The organism is Gordonia sihwensis NBRC 108236, assembly GCF_000333035.1.
In the GTDB taxonomy this organism is placed as follows: Bacteria; Actinomycetota; Actinomycetes; order Mycobacteriales; family Mycobacteriaceae; genus Gordonia; species Gordonia sihwensis.
Map to the genome: position 1 here is coordinate 137,040 of NZ_BANU01000006.1, position 18,965 is coordinate 156,004.

At 69.2% G+C, this 18,965-nt stretch carries 19 protein-coding genes and 1 riboswitch; of the genes, 14 read left to right on the plus strand and 5 right to left on the minus strand.

The window, feature by feature from the left end; translation table 11 throughout:
* Positions 1-37: 37 nt before the first annotated feature.
* On the plus strand, positions 38-1,126 hold the full coding sequence (trpD, locus tag GSI01S_RS04675) for an anthranilate phosphoribosyltransferase (RefSeq protein ID WP_006895291.1): 1,089 nt from the start codon (positions 38-40) through the stop codon (positions 1,124-1,126).
* Between the two features lie 2 nt (positions 1,127-1,128).
* Here trpD and GSI01S_RS04680 read toward each other — a convergent pair whose 3' ends face one another.
* Genes GSI01S_RS04680 through GSI01S_RS04690 form a run of 3 tightly spaced genes read right to left on the minus strand, consistent with a single transcriptional unit; the run spans position 1,129 to position 3,988 of the window.
* A complete protein-coding gene (locus GSI01S_RS04680; RefSeq protein WP_006895292.1) occupies positions 1,129-1,920 on the minus strand; it encodes an AraC family transcriptional regulator in 792 nt (263 codons plus the stop codon).
* Positions 1,917-2,195, minus strand: coding sequence for an Lrp/AsnC family transcriptional regulator (locus tag GSI01S_RS04685; protein ID WP_006895293.1), 279 nt, complete (start codon positions 2,193-2,195; stop codon positions 1,917-1,919). Before GSI01S_RS04685 ends, GSI01S_RS04680 begins: the two co-directional genes overlap by 4 nt.
* A gap of 32 nt (positions 2,196-2,227) precedes the next feature.
* On the minus strand, positions 2,228-3,988 hold the full coding sequence (locus GSI01S_RS04690; RefSeq protein ID WP_006895294.1) for a DEDD exonuclease domain-containing protein: 1,761 nt from the start codon (positions 3,986-3,988) through the stop codon (positions 2,228-2,230).
* A 205-nt stretch (positions 3,989-4,193) separates the two neighbouring features.
* Between GSI01S_RS04690 and GSI01S_RS04695 the strand changes: the two genes are divergently transcribed.
* From GSI01S_RS04695 to GSI01S_RS04715, 5 genes are all read left to right on the plus strand, one after another.
* Positions 4,194-4,430, plus strand: a complete 237-nt coding sequence (locus GSI01S_RS04695; RefSeq protein ID WP_231650306.1) for a hypothetical protein — start codon at positions 4,194-4,196, stop codon at positions 4,428-4,430.
* Positions 4,431-4,540: 110 nt separating this feature from the next.
* Positions 4,541-4,740, plus strand: a riboswitch (cyclic di-AMP (ydaO/yuaA leader).
* Positions 4,741-4,758: 18 nt separating this feature from the next.
* Positions 4,759-5,334, plus strand: a complete 576-nt coding sequence (locus tag GSI01S_RS04700) for a C40 family peptidase (protein ID WP_006895296.1) — start codon at positions 4,759-4,761, stop codon at positions 5,332-5,334.
* Between the two features lie 88 nt (positions 5,335-5,422).
* Positions 5,423-6,469, plus strand: a complete 1,047-nt coding sequence (locus GSI01S_RS04705; RefSeq protein ID WP_006895297.1) for a C40 family peptidase — start codon at positions 5,423-5,425, stop codon at positions 6,467-6,469.
* A 45-nt stretch (positions 6,470-6,514) separates the two neighbouring features.
* Entirely contained in the window at positions 6,515-7,870 is a 1,356-nt protein-coding gene (locus GSI01S_RS04710) for a peptidase MA family metallohydrolase (RefSeq protein WP_231650305.1), read from the plus strand.
* Entirely contained in the window at positions 7,867-8,985 is a 1,119-nt protein-coding gene (locus GSI01S_RS04715; protein WP_006895299.1) for a glycosyltransferase family 4 protein, read from the plus strand. Before GSI01S_RS04710 ends, GSI01S_RS04715 begins: the two co-directional genes overlap by 4 nt.
* 130 nt (positions 8,986-9,115) lie before the next feature.
* Here the strand turns inward: GSI01S_RS04715 and GSI01S_RS04720 are convergent, their stop codons facing one another.
* Entirely contained in the window at positions 9,116-10,918 is a 1,803-nt protein-coding gene (locus GSI01S_RS04720) for an AMP-dependent synthetase/ligase (RefSeq protein WP_006895300.1), read from the minus strand.
* 130 nt (positions 10,919-11,048) lie between these two features.
* Between GSI01S_RS04720 and GSI01S_RS04725 the strand changes: the two genes are divergently transcribed.
* The 6 genes from GSI01S_RS04725 to GSI01S_RS04750 all read left to right on the plus strand — a co-directional run bounded on the left by GSI01S_RS04725 (position 11,049) and on the right by GSI01S_RS04750 (position 15,553).
* On the plus strand, positions 11,049-11,459 hold the full coding sequence (locus GSI01S_RS04725; RefSeq protein ID WP_006895301.1) for a hypothetical protein: 411 nt from the start codon (positions 11,049-11,051) through the stop codon (positions 11,457-11,459).
* A gap of 2 nt (positions 11,460-11,461) precedes the next feature.
* Complete coding sequence (locus tag GSI01S_RS04730) at positions 11,462-11,899, plus strand: SRPBCC family protein (protein WP_006895302.1); 438 nt, start codon at positions 11,462-11,464, stop codon at positions 11,897-11,899.
* Positions 11,900-11,919: 20 nt separating this feature from the next.
* Positions 11,920-13,131, plus strand: coding sequence for an ArsA-related P-loop ATPase (locus tag GSI01S_RS04735; protein WP_039866943.1), 1,212 nt, complete (start codon positions 11,920-11,922; stop codon positions 13,129-13,131).
* Positions 13,132-13,387: 256 nt separating this feature from the next.
* A complete protein-coding gene (locus GSI01S_RS04740; RefSeq protein ID WP_006895304.1) occupies positions 13,388-13,741 on the plus strand; it encodes a hypothetical protein in 354 nt (117 codons plus the stop codon).
* Position 13,742: 1 nt separating this feature from the next.
* Positions 13,743-14,747 carry an ROK family protein gene (locus GSI01S_RS04745; RefSeq protein ID WP_006895305.1) on the plus strand — a complete coding sequence of 335 codons (1,005 nt, stop codon included), beginning with the start codon at positions 13,743-13,745 and terminating at the stop codon, positions 14,745-14,747.
* A 74-nt stretch (positions 14,748-14,821) separates the two neighbouring features.
* Positions 14,822-15,553, plus strand: coding sequence for a lysophospholipid acyltransferase family protein (locus GSI01S_RS04750; protein ID WP_006895306.1), 732 nt, complete (start codon positions 14,822-14,824; stop codon positions 15,551-15,553).
* A 38-nt stretch (positions 15,554-15,591) separates the two neighbouring features.
* Here the strand turns inward: GSI01S_RS04750 and GSI01S_RS04755 are convergent, their stop codons facing one another.
* A complete protein-coding gene (locus GSI01S_RS04755; protein WP_006895307.1) occupies positions 15,592-16,941 on the minus strand; it encodes a glycosyltransferase 87 family protein in 1,350 nt (449 codons plus the stop codon).
* A gap of 40 nt (positions 16,942-16,981) precedes the next feature.
* Here GSI01S_RS04755 and GSI01S_RS04760 point away from each other — a divergent pair, with 40 nt between their 5' ends.
* On the plus strand, positions 16,982-17,482 hold the full coding sequence (locus GSI01S_RS04760) for a polyadenylate-specific 3'-exoribonuclease AS (RefSeq protein WP_006895308.1): 501 nt from the start codon (positions 16,982-16,984) through the stop codon (positions 17,480-17,482).
* Between the two features lie 70 nt (positions 17,483-17,552).
* Positions 17,553-18,947, plus strand: coding sequence for a class II 3-deoxy-7-phosphoheptulonate synthase (locus tag GSI01S_RS04765; RefSeq protein WP_006895309.1), 1,395 nt, complete (start codon positions 17,553-17,555; stop codon positions 18,945-18,947).
* Positions 18,948-18,965 lie beyond the last annotated feature (18 nt).

An 18,965-nucleotide genomic window follows, 5' to 3' on the forward strand; every position in this document is an offset into this window, starting at 1 on the left:
CTGACGCGTCCGGGAGGCTGCCGTTAGGGTGGTTCGCGTGACTGCTGACGACGTGACTGCCGCCGAGAACGCTTACACCTGGCCGTATGTACTCGGCAAAGTGACCGATCGGGTCGATCTGACGGTGGACGAGGCGGCGTGGGCGATGCGCGAGATCATGTCCGACGCGGCGACCGGCGCACAGATCGCCGCGTTCGGTGTCGGCGTCAAAATGAAGGGCGCCTCGTCGTCGGAGTTGCGAGGGCTGTCGGAGGCGATGCTCGCGCTCGCGAACCGCATCGAGGTGTCGGGGGCGGCGGTCGACATCGTCGGGACCGGGGGCGACCGCTCCCACACCGTCAACATCTCCACGATGACATCGGTGGTCGTGGCCGCTCTGGGTGTTCCGGTGGTGAAGCACGGGAACCGTGCGGCCTCGTCGAAGAGCGGCGGAGCCGACGTGCTCGAGGCGCTCGGCGTGGCGATCACGCTGCCGCCAGCCGCGGTCCAGCAGTGCGTCGAGGAACTCGGTATCGGCTTCTGCTTCGCGCCGGTCTTTCATCCGGCCTTCCGCTTCACAGGACCGCCGCGCAGTCAGATCGGCATTCCGACGGTCTTCAACGTGCTCGGGCCGCTGACGAATCCGGCGTCGCCGGAAGCCGGACTCATCGGCTGCGCCTTCTCCGACCTCGCGCCGGTGCTGGCGCAGGCCTTCGCAGAGCGCGGCAACCGGGTGCTTCTGGTTCGAGGCGACGACGGTCTCGACGAGTTGACGACCACCACCACCTCCACCGTGTGGCAGATCATCGGCGGCCGTTCCCGCGAACTGACCCTCGATCCCCGAGATCTCGGAATCGATCTCGTCGAGCTGTCAGCCCTGCAGGGCGGAGACGCTTCGGTCAACGCGCAGATCGCCCGTGAGATGTTCGCCGGTGCCCGCGGTGCGGTGCGTGACGCGGTGGTCCTCAACGCCGCGGCCGCTGTGGTCGCCTTCGAACAGGACGAGATGTTCACTCAGGAGGAGTTCATCGCGGCGATGCGCGATGCTCTCGCGAGGGTCGAGGCCGTGATCGACTCGGGCGGGGCGGCGGACCTGCTGTCGCGCTGGGCGCAGGTCAGCAACCGCCTCGCCGCCGAGCACGGCTGATCTCACCCTCCCGCGCGGTAGCGGCTCGGGGTGAACCCGAGCACCGAGGCGAAGTCGCGTGTCATATGGGCGTGATCGGTGTAGCCGAGCTCGGCGGCGATCTCGGCGAGGGATTCGTCCGGCCGTGTCCGGACGCGGTGCGCCGCCTCCTGCAGTCGACGGCGGCGGATCAACGCCGCCGGTGACAGGCCGACGTACTTGGCGGTGAGGCGCTGCAGGGTCCGTTCGCTGATCCCGAAGAGTTCGGCCGATTGATCGACCCGGATCAGAGCGGGGTCGGACTCGAGCGCGGTCACCGCGCGGTTCGCGAGCAGCGCCTCGTCGGTGAGCGACGCGCGAGCCCGCAGCCACCGTCCCACCGTCTCGGCAGCGGCCGCGGGGTCGGGCGGGGAGCCCATTCCAGTGGTCATCTCAGTGCTCACCGCGGCGTGCAGGTCCGGTGCGGACACCACGGTGACGGTGTCGAGATGTTCGGCGGGACGGATGGGGAGTGCTCCTGCGGCCGCGGGCCGCAGGAGTGCTCCAACGGCCCATCCTGTTCCTGCCAGGTCCCGATGACTGATCCGGGTGGTCGCACCGGCCACCACGACGTGATCGTGCTGAACCACCAGATTCAGGGCGCCGAAGCCGATGACCTCCTGGCGGCTGACACGGCCGGTCGGCAGCTGCCAGCGGCAGATCCAGAACCACCGGACCAGGTCGGCCGTCGCGCCGATGGCGGGAAGTCGATGGAACTCGGGAAGCGACTCGGGGCGCAGGACGCCTCGGTCGGACGGGACATCGGGGCGCGTCACGCCTCGCCGATCGAGAACCCGCCCTCCACCTCGGCGCTGGCGTAACTGCGGAACGCGATGTGCGTGGCACTCGTGCGGACACCGGGAAGACGGTTGATGGCGCCGGTCACCACCGAGGCGATCTCCTCGTGATTGCGCACCCGGACCTTGGCGATCAGGTCCACGTCGCCGGCGCACGAGTACACCTCGGTGACGCCCGGGATCTCGGCGACGGCCTGGGCCGTCTCGGGGATCTGATGGATGTCGGCTCCGATGAGAACGATGGCGGTGATCATGGGCTCGACTCTAGTGGCTTGCCGCCAGGCCGTTAGCGACTCGTCGCCTCGCGCGCCGATCGCGCAATGCGTGCGAAGTCGCGCCAGCGCTCGGCCGCGCCGATCGGCAATGAGAGCTGGTCGCTCACGTCGACCAACCGCGTACCGGACTCGTACAGCCATCGCTCGATCAGCGCCGTCTCCTCGGCAGGCGCACCGGCGAGCGGTCCGCTGTCGTCGGCCGGGGGCAACACGGTCGTGGACGCGGCTCTGAGTCGTTCGACGACCGCCATCGGGGCCACGCCGCGAGCCGCGTGCGCGGAGCCGGCCAGGCGCCCGTATCTGACGACGCTCAGCTCCCAGCCGCCGGCACCGTCGGGCCGTGCGCCCACGACCTCCGGCCGCTGCGCCACCGCCGCGAGCCGCTGCGTCCGGGCGAGGGTCTCGATGGTCGCCGACAGCCGGTCGCGCGCCCGGGCCGCCGACTCGAACCGGCGCTGCTGGGCCAGGTACTCGACGCGTTCGCACAGAACCGCGAGAAGCGAGTCGGACCGTCCCGAGATCAGGTCGCGTACGGCCTCGACTCGGCAGAGGTAGTCCGGCAGCGTCTGCGGGCGGTCACTGGCGGCGCGGCACGTTCCCGGCAGCGTCGCGACGAGCGGATCCGGCAGTCGTCCCGCCTCCGTCGGCCCCTCACACCAGTGGTGACTCGCCTTCTTCAGGTCGGCGCCGCACGTCCGCAGCCCCGCCGCCCCGGAGAGGACGTCCGCCACCTCCAGCGCGACCGCCCGGCTCGTCACCGGCCCGAGCGATTCGGTCCCCGGCGTGCGCGACACCTTGAGGCGCGGGAAGCGCTCGGCGGTCAGGGTGATCCACCAGCCCCGCTGCGGATTGCGGGAGCGGCGATTGTAGGACGGCTTGTGGACTCCGAGGAGTCGCAGTTCGGCGACCCCGGCCTCCAGCGCATGAGCGCACTCGACGTGATCGACGCGGGTCGCGAGTGAGACCATCTCGGCGATCCGGGTGCGGGTGTCGCTTCCGTTGAAGTACCCGGAGACGCGACGGTGGAGGTCGACGGCGGTACCTATATATAGGACCTCCTCCGACGGACCGCGGAAGAGGTAGACGCCGGGCCGATGGGGGAGCCCGGACGCCATCGTGCGTTTGGCGCGCATCGCCGGCGTCGCCCGGGGCAGATACGTGGTCAGATCGCCCACCGTTCGCACCCCCTGGTCGCCGACGCGCTCCAGAAGTCGATGGAAGACGTCGACCGTGGCACGGGCGTCGTCCAGCGCACGGTGGGTCGGCCGGACCGAGACGTCGAACAGATCGGCCAGCGCGAAGAGTTTGACGCTCGGCGCCTCCTGCCTGCTCAGAATCCGTCGGGCCATCACCACAGTGCACAGGGACGCGGAGAACGGCCACGGCAGGCCCGCTCGGGCAGCGCTCCTCCGCAGGAACCCCATGTCGAAGCGGGCGTTGTGCGCCACCAGGACGCACCCGCGGGCGAACTCGACGAAGGACGGCAGCACCGCCTCGACGGCTGGCGCGTCGTAGAGCATGGCGGTGGTGATTCCGGTGAGGGCGACGATCTGCGGCGGGATCGCGCGCCCGGGGTCGACCAGCGTCGCGAACTCGCCGAGCACTTCGCCTCCGCGGATCTTGACCGCACCGATCTCGGTGATGCGGTCGTTCTCCGGACTGCCGCCCGTGGTCTCGAGGTCGACCACCACGAAGGTGGTCTCCCGCAATGGAGCGGAGGTGAACTCGTCGGCCTCGGGAAGGTCGGCGAACGACAGCTGTTCGACGGTCATGGCCGAACCGTACGGCGGGGCTCTGACAGCCCCGGCCCGACGCGCTTCGACGGACGGAGATGTCGTAGGGGCGTCGTAGTCTCCACCCGAGGTCGACGGCGACGAGACGTCTTCGGGTCGCGGACAACGTGATTGCCCGGTTTCGCCGTCTCCACCGAGATGATGAGAGGCAGATCACATGAAAATTGACTGTGCGCGGTGTCCGATGCGAGCGCGAGCCTGCGGCGACTGCATGATGCAGGTCTTCTTCGGTCCGCCCACCAGCGGTTATGGGGTCATGGAGAACCCTGACCCCGCCGGTGCCGAACTCGCCGACGCGATCGATGTGTTCGCTGACACAGAATTGATCTCCCCTGAGGTCGCGGGTGCGGCCAAACGGGGTGTCGTCGCAGGTGATGACACTTTCCGGGAGTCGTGGCCGGGTGGCCTCCGCGCCGTGTGAGCCGGTAGTGGACGGCACGCCTACGGCGGGCCAGTGGACATCGCTGTCAGGGTTTCGTAATCTTTCCGAGACCTTCCAGTCAGGGATGTCCCGGAGCAGTCCGGGTGCCCGGTGGGTCATCGCCTAATCGCCCTCACCAACGGGGGCGAACCGGGGAACCACTTCCTCCGTGCGACCGATGTGAATCGTGCGTGCGGATTGGGGTGAATCGCACAAGGATTGAAGCTTCGGGCTTCTTTCTGCCTGCGTAGGGTCCATCTCTTCCGGCCCGAACCCGACAGCTAACCCGGTCGGCGATAAGGGAGAACAACAAGGAGTACGTGTTTTCGTGGGCAAACATAGTTTGGAGCAGACCAGTGCCGGCCGTAAGGCCGCCAAGTCCGCAGTGCTCGCCGGCTCGATCGCCATCGGCGGATCGCTGGCGTTCGCCGCAGCTCCCGCACATGCCACTCCGGTGACCGTTCCGAACGTCGGCACCTTCGACGTTCCGGGACTGCCGCAGAACCTGGTGCCGAAGGCCCCGCAGGCCCCGAGCCTGGACATCGGCACCCCGCAGCAGGTGCGCGCCAAGAAGGCGCTGCGCTACGCGGAGTCCAAGATCGGCGCGCCGTACGTCTACGGTGCGGCCGGCCCCAACGCCTTCGACTGCTCGGGTCTGACCTCGTGGGCCTACAAGCAGGCCGGGAAGATCATCCCGCGTGACAGCTACGGTCAGCTCGGCGGCGGCACTCCCGTCGCATCGCTGGCACAGGCCCAGCCCGGCGACATCCTGATCTTCAACGGCGGCGGCCACGCAGGCATCTACGCCGGCAATGGAATCTTCGTCCACTCGTCCACCGAGGGCGTTCCGGTGAAGCGCGACAAGGTGAACGCGTGGAACCTGACGGGTATTCGCCGCTACTGAGCAGCGACTGCCGTTTGAACTTCGGTGAAGGGCGGGACGGCGTGAAGTGCGCCGGCCCGCCCTCACGGGTATGAAGGATCGAGTGCGAGTGGTGTTGAAGAGTCGAACGTCCCGGACGCTCAGACGGGCGGCCGCCTTCGGGCTGGCAGCCGTGTCCGCGTCGACGATCATGGTCGGGGCCCCCGTGTCAGCCGACCCGGCGCGCACCCCCGACCAACTGCTCTCGAAGTACCGCTCGCTCTCGGTGAACGCCGAGAAGACCTCCGAGGCGATGAACGCCGCGCAGGTCGAGTACGACAAGCAGCGCCGCATCGTCGCCGTCGAACGACGCAAGGCCGACAAGGCGGCCCATCAGCTCACCGCGATGCAGGGCCAGATGGACGCGGCCCAGAAGAAGGTGGACGCCCTCGCGCGCGTCAGCTACCGCGGCGCTCGCATCAACCGCCTCTATGCGATGCTGGTGAGCGATTCGCCCCAGAATCTCCTCGACAACATGTCGGGTCTGGAAGTGATGTCCCGCCAGTCGGCGGCCGACCTGCGGTCGGTGGTGAAGACCGCACGCGAGGCCAAGGCCGCCAAATCGGAGGCCGAGAAGACCGCCGCAGCCGCGACCCAGGCCATTGCCGCCTCGGAGAAGCAGCGCGGTGAACTGCAGGCCAAGCAGGCGAATCTGCAGATCGAAGCCGTTCAGATCCGCGCCATCTACCAGTCGATGACCGGCAAGCAGCTCGCCGCGCTGCGCGGGCCGAAGTACAACTTCGACCCCCGGGCCGTGCCGAAGGGGACCTCTCCGGAACTCGTGGCCGTCCAGGCCGCGATCTCGCGTATCGGTGATCCGTACGTCTGGGGCGCCACCGGGCCGAACCAGTTCGATTGCTCCGGCCTGATGCTGTGGGCCTATAAGCAGGCCGGACGTTCGATTCCGCGGACCAGCGAGGCCCAGCTCGCAGGCGGCACCCCGGTCGATCGCAACGACCTCGAGCCGGGAGATCTGATCATCTACTACCCGGATGCCACGCACGTCGGGATGTATGTGGGCGACGGTTACGTGGTGCACGCATCGACCTTCGGTGTGCCGGTCGCGGTGGTGCCGATCGACAAGGCCGGCCCGTACAACTCCGCGCGACGGTACTGAGTGCGCCCCCAGCGTGCCGCGATCGCGGCCACTGTCTTGGCGGCCGTGACTGCCGCGTCGCTCACCGCCTGTGGCTCCGATGCCGATCACCCATCGGCCACTTCGTCTCCGACGATCGCGACGACGCCGCTGAACCCGTTCGAACAGCAGCGCTACGACGGCGTCACCGCCCTGCTCGACCAACTGTCGTCGGCGCTGCGCAACGGCGACCGCAGAGGTCTGTCCGAACTCATCGATCCGGCCGCCACCGTCGAGTTCCGGCATCGGCTCGACGCCGTGGCTGCCGATTTCGCATCGGCGCCGGTGGGAAAGCCGCTCAAACTCAAGGAATTCCGCTATCGAGTGGCGCCCCAGACCGGCCCGGAGCACCTTCTCGAACCGGATTTCGAGGCGAAGCTCGAAGCGGCCGGCGCCTCCGACAGTTGGGTGACGCCCGTCGATCTCGACTACGCGCTGGGAGGCGCGTCGTCGCCTGGACTCGACGAACCGACGGTGACCCTCCACCAGAGCCTGACCTTCGCGCGATACGGCGACGACTGGAAAGTCGTCGGCGACGGTGGCCTGGCGCCCGACCCGTCGCAGGCCTCACGCGAGAATCCGAAGGCACCCGAGGTGGGACCGTGGGCGTTTCCGGGGCTGTCGGCGAACGACGTGCGCACCTCCGGGGGGACCTCGACGGTTCTGTGCTACCGGGGCGCGGAGAAGACCGCGGCTCAGGTCGCCGAAATCCTGCCCGCTGCGGTGGATGAGGTATCGAAGTTCTGGGGCGACGACTGGGTCCGGCGGATCGCGGTGATCTCCACCGCCGACGGCGCTCAGTTCTCCGGACTCACGAGGACCGTTCCGGTCGACACCTCAGCTGCCGCGGCCGCCACCGTGTACACCATGATCGATCGTCAGAATCAGCAGGTGGTGGGACAGCGGATCGTGCTCACGCCCGCCGCCCGTGCCCTGTCGAAGCCGGCGCTCGCCGTCGTGATCCGCCATGAGCTCACGCACGTCGCCTCGCGGCTCAACACCGCCGAGAACGCGCCGCTGTGGCTCACCGAGGGCGTTCCGGAGTACGTGGGCCGCAAGGGCACTTACCGGGACTTCGTCGACGCCGCACCGGAATTGGCCGCTGCCGTGGCCGCCGGCGACGTTCCGAAGGCGCTGCCCTCGGACGGGTCGTTCTCCGTCGACTCGGACGCGGCCCGGATCGCCTATCAGGAGGCGTGGTCGTTCGCGGCCTTCGTCGGCCAGAGGTTCGGCGAGGAGAAGCTCAAGAAGATGTACATCGGTGTCGGCAAGGGCGGAGACACCTCGACCACCGACGACGCGATGAAGGACGCGCTGGGTGCCGACAAGTCGACGGTGGTCGCCGACTGGCAGGCGTGGCTGCGCACCCAGGTGCGCCGGTGAGACGAACGCTGCTTGTCACCAACGACTTCCCGCCTCGGCCGGGCGGCATCCAGTCGTACCTGGAGAACCTGATCGCCTTCCTCCCGCCGGAGGACGTCATCGTCTACGCGCCGACGTGGCGGGGCTGCGAGGAGTACGACTGCGCGGCTCCGTACCGGATCGTCCGCCATCCCACGAGCCTGATGCTGCCGACTCCCGGAGTGCTGCGAAGGGCTGCGAATCTCGTGCGCGACAACGATGTTCACACAGTCTGGTTCGGCGCGGCGGCTCCGCTCGCGGTCCTCGGGCCCAAGCTCCGGAAGGCCGGGGCTCGGCGGATCGTCGCGAGCACACACGGTCACGAGGTCGGGTGGTCGATGCTGCCCGGCGCCCGCCAGGTACTCCGGTACATCGGCGACCACACCGACGCGATCACCTACGTCAGCCGCTACACCCGCGGCCGGTTCGCGGCGGCCTTCGGCCCGCGGGCATCGCTCGAGTACGTCTCCTGCGGAGTGGACGTCGACCGGTTCGCGCCGGACTCCACGGCGCGGCGCGTGCTGCGGGAGCGCTACGGACTGGGCGACGCACCCACAGTGCTCTGCCTGTCGCGGCTCGTGCCGCGCAAGGGCCAGGACATGCTGATCAGGGCGTGGCCCGCGATCCGTGACGCAATTCCCGACGCGCGGCTGATGATCGTCGGCGGCGGTCCCTACGCCGATGCGCTGCACCGGCTCGCCGAGGAGAACGGCGTGATGGATTCGGTGACCTTCACCGGCGGCGTCCCCGCCGCGGAACTGCCGATGCACCACGCGATGGCCGACGTATTCGCCATGCCGACCCGCACCCGGGGCGGCGGCCTCGACGTGGAAGGCCTCGGCATCGTCTTTCTCGAGGCCTCGGCCAGCGGTGTGCCGGTGGTGGCGGGCGACTCGGGCGGGGCGCCCGAGACGGTGCGCGAGAGCCTGACGGGCACCGTCGTCGACGGCCGTGACCGGGCCGCCGTCGCCGGGGCGATCGTCGAGATCCTCTCCTCACCGCGGCTCGCTGCGGCGATGGGGGAGGCCGGACGCGAATGGGCAGTGGAGAACTGGCAGTGGAAGATGCAGGCCGCGCGCCTCATGCGGCTGCTGTGACGAGCGCCGTCCGGTCCGGCCGACCACGCCGCCCCACGCGCTTGAACTGACGATCCCCGCGAACCCCGTCGGAAGGGGTTCGCGGGGATCGTCATACCGCGTCTCGGTGCCCGCAGGCACGCACCGGCGGCTACTTGCGGTAGATCGCCGCGATCTCCTCGGCCCACTTGTCGGCCACCACGTTGCGCTTCACCTTCAGCGTGGGGGTCAGTTCGCCCGAGTCCTCGCTGAAGTCGGTCGGGAGGATGCGGAACTTCTTGATGGTCTCGGCGTGGGAGACGGTCTCGTTGGCGGCGTCGACGGCCTCCTGGACCTCGGCCAGCAGGTCGGGGTCCTGCGCCAGATCGGCGACGCTGAGGTCGGCGGACTTGCCGTGGCGCTCCTTCCACGCCGGGAAGGCCTCGAGATCGATCGTGATGAGTGCGCCGATGAACGGTTTCTGATCGCCGACCACCACGGCCTGCGACACCAGTGCGCTCGCGCGGATGATGTCCTCCATCGGCGCGGGCGAGACGTTCTTGCCGCCGGCGGTGACGATGATCTCCTTCTTGCGGCCGGTGATGCTCAGGTAGCCGTCCTGGTCGAGCGCTCCGATGTCGCCGGTGTGGAACCAGCCGTCGGTGATCGCGGTAGCGGTGGCCTCGTCGTTGCGCCAATAGCCGGTGAAGACCACCTCGCCGGAGAGCAGGATCTCGCCGTCGTCGGCGATCCGGACGGCGTTGCCCGGGATGGGCCGGCCGACGGTGCCGACCTTCACCTGGCCGGGGGTGTTCACCGTGACCGCGGCGGTGGTCTCGGTGAGGCCGTAGCCCTCGTAGACGGGGATGCCGACGCCGCTGAAGAAGTGTCCGAGGCGCGAACCGAGGGGTGCGCCGCCGGAGATCGCGAGTTCGCAGACCCCGCCGAGCGCGGCGCGCAGCTTGGCGTACACCAGCTTGTCGAACACCGCGTGCTTCGCGCGCAGCAGCAGGCCCACGTCACCGTTCTGGGCGGCCGTCGAATACTGCACGGCGACGTCGGCCGCGAGATCGAAGATCTTGCCCTTCCCGCCGTCGTGCGCACTCTGGCGTGCCGAGTTGAACACCTTCTCGAAGACGCGGGGGACCGACAGGATCAGCGACGGCTTGAAGACGGAGAAAGTCGGCAGCAGATTGGGGATGTCGCTGGTGTACCCGACCTCCATGCCCGCCTCGAGCGCGACCAGGTTGATCGCGCGGGCGAGTACGTGTGCCATCGGCAGGAACAGCAGCAGGCGCTTGCCGTCGCCGAGCAGAGCATTCAGCGGGGTCTCCATCACGCCGGCGATCTCGCCGAGCAGGTTGGAGTGGGTCAGCATGCAGCCCTTGGGGCGGCCCGTGGTCCCCGAGGTGTAGATGAGGGTGGCCGGACTGGAGGCCTTGAGCGTCCGACGACGCGCGTGGACCTCCTCGTCTGCCACGTCCTTGCCGCGCTCGGTGAGGAGTTCGACGACTCCCGGGCCGTCGGCGACGTCGATCTGGAACACCTGGACCGAGTCGTCCACCGATTCCACCGTGTCGATGACGGCGCGGTGCCCGGCGGTCTCGGCGATGATCGCCGTAGCGCCGGAATCGCGCATGATCCAATCGATCTGGGGACCGGAGGAGGAGTCGTAGACCGGGACGGTGATCGCGCCGGCCGACCAGATGGCGAAGTCCAGGAGAGTCCATTCCAGGCGCGTGGCCGAGACCAACGCGACGCGGTCGCCCGGTTCGATGCCCGAGGCGATCAATCCTTTGGCGATCGCCGTGACCTGTGCTCCGGCCTCGGCCGCGGTGACCGGGAGCCACTGCGAGCCGGACTGACGACGGAACACGGTCTTGCCGCTCTGCTTCTCGACGATGTCGAAGAGCACGTCGGACGCGTTCCGCTCCTCGGGGATCTGAAACTTCGCGGGCACGCGGCACTCGGCCATGTAATACACCTTCCGGAACGGAAATTTCTCAGAACGACCTGAATCTCTGAGTGATCTTAGACCCACTCGGAGTGCCGGTTACGCACGAGTCGGGTTTCACCCACGGGGCCGGGTGTGTGAAGCTAGGACGGTGACGAGCATTCAGGTTGCCGACGAGGTCTTCGTCGCTGCGGCGCCGTCGCTCGCCGGTGCGGTGGTGGGCGATCGGGCGCGCTGGCGGCAGTGGTGGCCGGACCTCCGGCTGACCGTGGTCGAGGACCGCGGAGACCAGGGCGTGCGGTGGACGGTGGCCGGACCGGTCGAGGGCACCATGGAGATCTGGTGCGAGCCGTGCATGGACGGTTTCATCCTGCACTACTACCTGCACGCCGAGCCGTCGCGCCCACTGCCGGACGGGGCGCGCGAGCGGATGGACGCGGTCGCAGAGCTGAACCGCCGCAGGCGCATCGCGGGCAAGGAGATGTCCTTCCATGTCAAGGCGCTGCTCGAGGGAGACCGCGAGGCCGGGGCGCCCGCGGCGTCTGCCGCCGCGGGGGCGTAGCGATGGCCGACCACACCGAGCAGTCGATCGTCATCAACGCCGACGTGGCGGACGTGATGGCAGTGATCGCCGACTTCGACAACTATCCGCAGTGGGTCACCGCGGCCCGCGAGGTGACCGTTCTGGAACGGGACGCGTGGGGACGGGGCGTTCGGGTGCGATTCGTCCTCGACGCGGGAGTCCTCGCCGACACCTACGAACTCCGATACACGTGGGACGAGGACGGCGACGGTGTCTGTTGGACGCTCGTCTCGAGTGAGCTGCAGCGCGCTCAGGAGGGCAGTTACCGTCTGGCGCAGCAGGTTCCGGGTTCGACCAAGGTGACCTACGCTCTCATGGTGGACCTTCACATCCCGATGATCAGCCAGTTGAAGCGACGCGCGGAGAAGGCGATCACCGAGGCCGCGCTCGGCGACCTGAAGAAGAGGGTCGAAGGCTGATCGATCTAGCGCCCATCGATCTGGTGCTCGGGCCGGGTGGCTCGGGCGTCTCCGTCGTCGCCGCGGCCGCGGCACTGCGGCACACCACGCACCCGCCCGCGGGCGTGCGGCTGGGCGCCGAGCGGGGCACACTGCTCGTCTCTCTCGACTCGCGGTCGTATCTGCCGGAACGTCTCGGCGTTCTTCGGCTCCCCGGGGAACCCGTCGCGGTGACCGCCGACGTCGACCTTCTGCAACTCGACCCGTTGTCCGTGCTGGAGCAGGCGTGGAGCGAGTTCACCGGTGCGCTCACGGCGGTGAGCTCGGGCAAGGCGCTGCTGCCGATAGTCGGTTCGGTGGCGTCGATCGCGCCGGGCGAGCTGTCGGCTCTGCCCGGCGTACAGGAGTTCCTGCTGCTCAGGCGGATTCGCGAAGCCGCGACCGCTGGACGGTGGCGACGCATAGTCGTAGACCTGTCCGGCTGCGGTGATCCGTTCGCCCTGTTGCGGTCGCCGACGGTGCTGTCCGCGGCACTCGAACGGCTGTGGCCGCGGCACGCGCGGCTCGCCGAGGCGGCGGAGAAGCCCGCGGTGGCGCAGTTGTCCGCGGCGGTGGAGGGCATCGACCGCGACTGCCAGGATCTGGCGGATCTGTTCACCGATCCGCACGGGGTGGCGGTCCACGTGGTTGTCGACGCGGGGGACCGCGGAGCGCGTGCGCTCGCAGACCAGATCGCGATCAGCGACCTGATGGCGCTGCCGTTGCGATCGGTGCTGGTCAATGAGGGCGCGGGCGGCGCGGCACAGGTCTGCGCGATCGATACCGCGCGGGCGGTGCTCGGCGGCGACGACACGGTGCAGGTGATGGCCGTGGCCGCCGCGCCGGAGGCGGTCGACCGGCTGTCCCGGATCCGCCGGGTGGTGGTCGATCTGCCGACACCGGGCGGGCGGCCGCGCGGGTCGGGCGCGCTGACCGTCGCGCACGTCTCCGGAGAGGGCCTGGACAGCGTCTTCGAACTGGCGTGGGACCAAGGGCTACCCGACCCCGACCGGCTGGCGCTGGGCAGGTCCGGCGACGATCTGCTGGTGACGGTGTCGGGTTTCCGCTTCCCGGTCCGGCTGCCCTCGGTGCTGCGGCGGTGCCTGGTGACGGGGGCCGACTGGCATGCGGGACGGCTGGTTCTGCGCTTCCGCCCGGACCCGGCCGTCTGGCCGCAGCGGCGCACCGGAACCACTCCGGACGGGGACGGTTGACCGGACGAACGATCCCGGCGACGGGCACGACGAGAAGCCGGTGAACGTACACTCGTCGTTGTGAGCGAGGGCATCGACCGGGTGGGATGTGCGGTCTGTCACCACTCCGGTGCCCGGCGCTGGGGATCGGCCGCCGCGCCCGGTAGCGTCAGGTGTTCGCGATGCGCACCCACGTGCCGTCCGACCCCCGCTTGCTGCCCGACCCCCGTTTGCCCGACCACCGATGTCGGCCCGACCACCGAGGACTCCACCCACGATGACCGACGACCACGACGCCACCGGTTCAGGAGCCGCCGACGCCGGCGACTCCGTGCAGGCGTTGCTGCTCGGTTTCGCGAATCAGATCGACCAGCTCGCCGGTCTGATCGCCGGCACATCCGGGCCGCGAGTCCCGGGTTCCGGGGTTGCGGGATCGGGCATTCCGGAGCTGCTCGGAGACGTCGGCACGATGGTCCGGGAACTCGGCGACCTGCTCGCCCGCATCCTCGCCGCACTGATCGCGGTGCTCGAGGCCGTCGCCGACATGCTGCGCTCGGATCGGTCCGAGCGCGCAGGCACGTCATCGCGGTTCGAGACGATCTCGGTCAACGTCACGCCGATGGGCAGGTGACGTGACCGCGCGCGCAGGCGACGGGGCGTCGCCCGGTTCGGAACTGACCATCGGCATCGACATCGGCGGCACCAGCGTGAGAGCTTCGGTGGTGGACGCGCGCGGTCGCCAACTCGACACGCTTCGCACGGCGACCCCGCCGACCGCCGAGTCACTCGAGCACTGCCTGCACCGGCTCGTCACCGAACTGCGGGACCGGTGGGCGGTGGCAGCGGTGGGACTGGCGATCGCGGGTTTCCTGACACCCGATCGCCGGACGGTGCGCTTCTCCCCGCATCTGGCCTGGCGCGAGGCTCCGGTACCGGAGACGATGACGCGCAGGCTGGGGTTGCCGGTATTCGCCGAGCACGACGCCAATTCGGCCGCACTCGCCGAGCTGCACTTCGGTGCGGCGGCAGGTGGACACAACACGCTCGTCCTGTCCATCGGCACCGGGATCGGCGCGGGGATGATCATGGACGGGCGGCTCTATCGCGGCAGCTTCGGCGTGGCGCCGGAGTTCGGGCACCTCACCGTGGTTCCGGACGGCCGCCCGTGCAGTTGCGGCAAACGCGGTTGCTGGGAGCGCTACTGCAGCGGGACGGCACTGGTCGACACCGTGCTGGAACTGCTCGCCTCGCACGACTATCCGCGCAGCGTGCTGGCCGCCGAGTCGGAGGCGGACCCGGGCTCGCTCACGGGCAGGCGAGTGGCGGCGGCCGCGGCGGACGGCGACCCCGCGGCACTGGCCGCGTACGAGGACATGGCGCGCTGGCTCGGCTACGGTCTCGGCATGATCGCCGACGTCTTCGATCCGGATCTCATCGTCCTCGCCGGCGGCGTCGGTGCTGCGTCGAGTCTGTTCCTCGACGACGCGCGCGAGCACTATGCGGCGGCGGTCACCGGTAGCGGGCACCGCCGGCTGGCCCGGATCCGCGGTACCCAGCTCGGCGAGGCGGCGGGAACGATCGGTGCGGCCGAGGTGGCACGGCAGGGACTGGCGATGCAGGTGGCGGGCAGTCAGTAGAGTTTCTTCCGATGCGTTCGGGCGCCGGTGCGCCGGTGCAGGTCGGGAATCGAGCAGGAGGGGCAGCAACGTCCATGTGGTACTACCTTTTCAAATACATCTTCATGGGTCCGGCGCTCCGCTTGATGGGACGTCCGCGGATCGAGGGGCTGGAGAACATCCCCAAGGACGGTGCCGCGTTGATCGCGTCCAACCACATGGCGGTGGTCGACAGCTTCTACCTGCCGCTCATGGTGCCGCGGAGGATCTTCTTCCTCGCCAAGAGTGAGTACTTCACGGAGAAGGGCCTCAAGGGGCGCTTCAAGAAGTGGTTCTTCAGCACTTCGGGACAGATCCCGATCGACCGGTCCGGCGCCAGCGCGGCCGCGGACGCGCTTCTGGCGGGCAAGAAGGTGCTTGAGGACGGACGGCTGCTGTGCCTGTATCCGGAGGGCACCCGCTCGCCGGACGGCCGACTGTACAAGGGAAAGACCGGGCTCGCACGGATCGCTCTGGAGACGGGCACACCGGTGATCCCGATCGCGATGGTCGGGACCGATCGGATCAACCCGCCCGGCACGGTGCTGCCGCGGCCCACCCGCATCGTCGTCCGAGTGGGCGAACCGCTCGACTTCTCGCGGTACGAGGGCATGGCAGGCAACCGCTTCATCGAGCGCGCGGTCACCGACGAGATCATGTACGCGCTGATGCGTCTCGGCGGCCAGCAGTACGTCGACGTGTACGCCGCCAGCCTCAAGAACGCCGGCGGAGGCGCCAAGGCGGCGGCACCGACGGCGCCGGCCGCGAAACCGGGCGACGCGGCCTGATCCGATTCCGGACCCCATGACGGTGTCCGCGCCGGCCGTCAAGCGGCCGTGGCGGACACCGTCGTCGTCTCGGGGGCGCGGTACGGCAGCCGCCACAGTGCCACCAGGAGCGTCACGCCCCAGAGCGTGAAGGCGTTGCCGATCAGGTGCTGCCATGCAGCCCAGCCGTGCTCGATGGGCGGCAGGAGCTGGAAAGGCCCCACCGCGAAGATCACGACCCCGGTTCCGGCGAGGCCGAAGTACGTGGCACGGTAGCGGCGCTCATCGACCCGCCAGCCGATCGTCAGGCACAGGAGCAGCGCCGGGACGCACCAGACCCAGTGGTGGGCCCAGGTGGTCGGCGAGACGAGCAGTCCCCACACGGCCACGGCGCACGTGATCGCGAGGGCGTCGACGCGGCCGGTCATCGGTCCGCGCGCGAACGCCTCGGCGGGGCGTGCCGCCAGCACCGCCGCCAGCGCGAGGACCGTGGCCGCGACGCTGGACAGGATCCAGGCAACCTCCGCGGCGCTGCCCGCGTCACCGAACACGCGGAGCCACGCGGCGTTCAGATTCTGATTGATCCGCCCCTCGGGTTGGCCGATCCGGGCGGTGTGGAACAGGGTGTCGGTCCAATACGTGCGGGAGTCGGCCGGCATCCAGATCCAGCCGATCGCCGCCGCGCCGACGAACGCGGCCAGTCCGGTGGCGACGGCGCGGAACCGGCGAGCCACAAGGAACACGCCGAGGAAGACCAGCGGGGTGAGTTTGACCGCCGACGCGATGCCGATCAGGACACCCTGTGCGCGGCGGCCCCCGGCGCGGTGCAGGACGAAGACGTCGATCATGATCATCGCCATCAGCACCACGTTGATCTGACCGAATCCGAGGGTCATCCAGAACGGGTTGAACCAGATGGTCGCGACCGATGCAGCGATCGCGAGCCACCACCGGTTGCCGGGCGAGCCGATGTCGAGCACGGCGAGCGAGAGCTTGGTGACGTAGACCAGCAGCGCGGCGGTGACCAGTGAGATCCCGATGCTCGCGACGGCGAGCGGGATCGCACCCAACGGGGTGAACAGCAGCGCCGCGAACGGCGGGTACGTGAACGGCAGCCAGATGCCGTCGGCGGTGAAGGGCATCGAGCCGTCGGCGTACAGACTCAGGCCCTGATGCCAGATCTGGCCGCCGATGCGGTACACGTCCATGTCGAACCGGGTTCGGGTGCCGAAACTGGATGTGAAGGGCACGCCCAGGATCTGCAGGGCGGCCGAGAGTGCGAATGCGGCGACGATCGCCGCCCTCGCGGCTGGTCCGGGCGACCACCGGGTGAGCCGCTCGGCGAGCCGTTGACCCCGGAGCGCTCCGCCCTCGTCGCGGGGCTGCGTCTGACCGCTTGCAGTGGGCATGAAAGCCAGTATTCCTGTCCGGCATGGATAATCAGAAGTCGTGCGCTACTTCTACGACACCGAGTTCATCGAAGACGGAACCACCATCGAGCTGGTGTCGATCGGGGTGGTCGGCGAGGACGGCCGCGAGTTCTACGCCGTCTCGACCGAATTCGATCCGGCGCGGGCGGGTGACTGGGTACGCACCAACGTCCTCGACAAGCTGCCGTCCCCGGCCGACAAGGCGTGGCGGAGTCGCCGAGCGATCCGCGAGAGCCTCTACGAGTTCCTCACCGCCCCTGGCGACGGCGTCGAACTGTGGGCGTGGGTCGGCGCGTACGACCACGTGGTGGTGTGTCAGCTGTGGGGGTCGATGACCGAGCTGCCGCGGGAGATGCCGCGCTTCACCCGGGAACTCCGACAGCACTGGGAGGCCGCGGGCCGTCCGGAACTGCCTCCGGCTCCGCGCAACGCACACGATGCGCTCGCCGACGCGCGGCACAACCTCGTCAAGTGGCGCGCCATCGAAGCGGCCGTCGGCGGCGGCGCCGGCGTGAACTGACGGCCGAGAACCGATGGCACTGTCGGAGGTGACCGACGCGACGTCCGGTTCGTCACGATAGGCTGGAGCGGTGGTGAACTGGACCGTAGACGTGCCCATCGACGAGCTTCCCGAACTGCCGCCCCTGCCGGGACGTCTCGCCGAGCAATTCGACGACATGCTGGCGCGCCCGGCTCTGCAGCAGCCGAGCTGGCCCGAAGAGGAGGCGCACAAGATGCGCACCGTCCTCGAGAGCGTCCCGCCGATCTGCATGCCGTCCGAGGTGGAGGTGCTCGCCGACCAACTCGCCGAGGTGGCCCACGGTCGCGCGTTCATGCTCCAGGGCGGAGACTGCGCCGAGACCTTCGCGGCCAACACCGAGCCGCACATCAAGGGCAACATCCGCACCCTGCTTCAGATGGCCGTGGTGCTCACCTACGGCGCGAGCATGCCGGTGGTGAAGGTCGCCCGCATCGCGGGGCAGTACGCCAAGCCGCGTTCGTCCGACACCGACGCGCTCGGGCTGCTCTCGTACCGAGGCGACATGGTCAACGCGCTGGAGGCCGACGAGGCCGCGCGCGTGCACGATCCCTCGCGTCTGGTGCGCGCGTACGCGAACGCCGCCGCGGCGATGAACCTGGTGCGGTCGCTGACCGGGTCGGAGGCCCGCCTGGCGCACGTTCACAACTGGAACCGCGAGTTCGTCCGCACATCGCCGGCCGGTGCGCGGTACGAGGCGCTCGCCGCGGAGATCGATCGCGGGCTGCGATTCATGGACGCCTGCGGCGTCACCGACTCGAGCCTCGAGTCGGCGTCGATCTTCGCCTCGCACGAAGCTCTGGTGATGGACTACGAGCGCGCCATGCTGCGGCTCGCCGACAACCCGCGCGGCGGCGACGAGCAGACTCTGTACGACCTGTCGGCGCACTTCCTGTGGATCGGCGAACGCACCCGGCAGCTCGACGGCGCTCACATCGCGCTGGCCAAGCTGATCAGCAATCCGATCGGCGTCAAGATCGGCCCCACCACGACGCCCGAGCTGGCGGTCGAGTACGTGGAGGCACTCGACCCCGACAACCGTCCCGGCCGGCTGACGCTGGTGTCGCGGATGGGTAACGGCAAGGTCCGCGAGGTCCTGCCCGCGATCGTGCAGGCCGTCGAGGCGACCGGACACAAGGTGATCTGGCAGTGCGATCCGATGCACGGCAACACCCACACCGCGTCCACCGGTTTCAAGACCCGCCACTTCGACCGCGTGGTCGACGAGGTGCAGGGCTTCTTCGAGGTGCATCGCGCGCTGGGCAGTCACCCCGGGGGCATTCACATCGAGCTGACCGGTGAGGATGTGACCGAGTGCCTCGGTGGCGCACAGGACATCTCCGACCTCGATCTCGAAGGCCGCTACGAGACGGCGTGCGACCCGCGCCTCAACACCCAGCAGTCGCTGGAACTGGCCTTCCTCGTGGCGGAGATGCTGCGCGGCTGAGGGGAGCCTGCGCGGCTG

Coding starts and splice junctions, on each gene's coding strand:
- GSI01S_RS04750 (WP_006895306.1), top strand. CDS start 14,822: ATGTGGTACTACCTTTTCAAATACATCTTCATGGGTCCGGCGCTCCGC.
- GSI01S_RS04685 (WP_006895293.1), bottom strand. CDS start 2,195: ATGATCACCGCCATCGTTCTCATCGGAGCCGACATCCATCAGATCCCC.
- GSI01S_RS04720 (WP_006895300.1), bottom strand. CDS start 10,918: ATGGCCGAGTGCCGCGTGCCCGCGAAGTTTCAGATCCCCGAGGAGCGG.
- GSI01S_RS04690 (WP_006895294.1), bottom strand. CDS start 3,988: ATGACCGTCGAACAGCTGTCGTTCGCCGACCTTCCCGAGGCCGACGAG.
- GSI01S_RS04730 (WP_006895302.1), top strand. CDS start 11,462: ATGGCCGACCACACCGAGCAGTCGATCGTCATCAACGCCGACGTGGCG.
- GSI01S_RS04755 (WP_006895307.1), bottom strand. CDS start 16,941: ATGCCCACTGCAAGCGGTCAGACGCAGCCCCGCGACGAGGGCGGAGCG.
- GSI01S_RS04695 (WP_231650306.1), top strand. CDS start 4,194: ATGCGAGCGCGAGCCTGCGGCGACTGCATGATGCAGGTCTTCTTCGGT.
- GSI01S_RS04740 (WP_006895304.1), top strand. CDS start 13,388: ATGACCGACGACCACGACGCCACCGGTTCAGGAGCCGCCGACGCCGGC.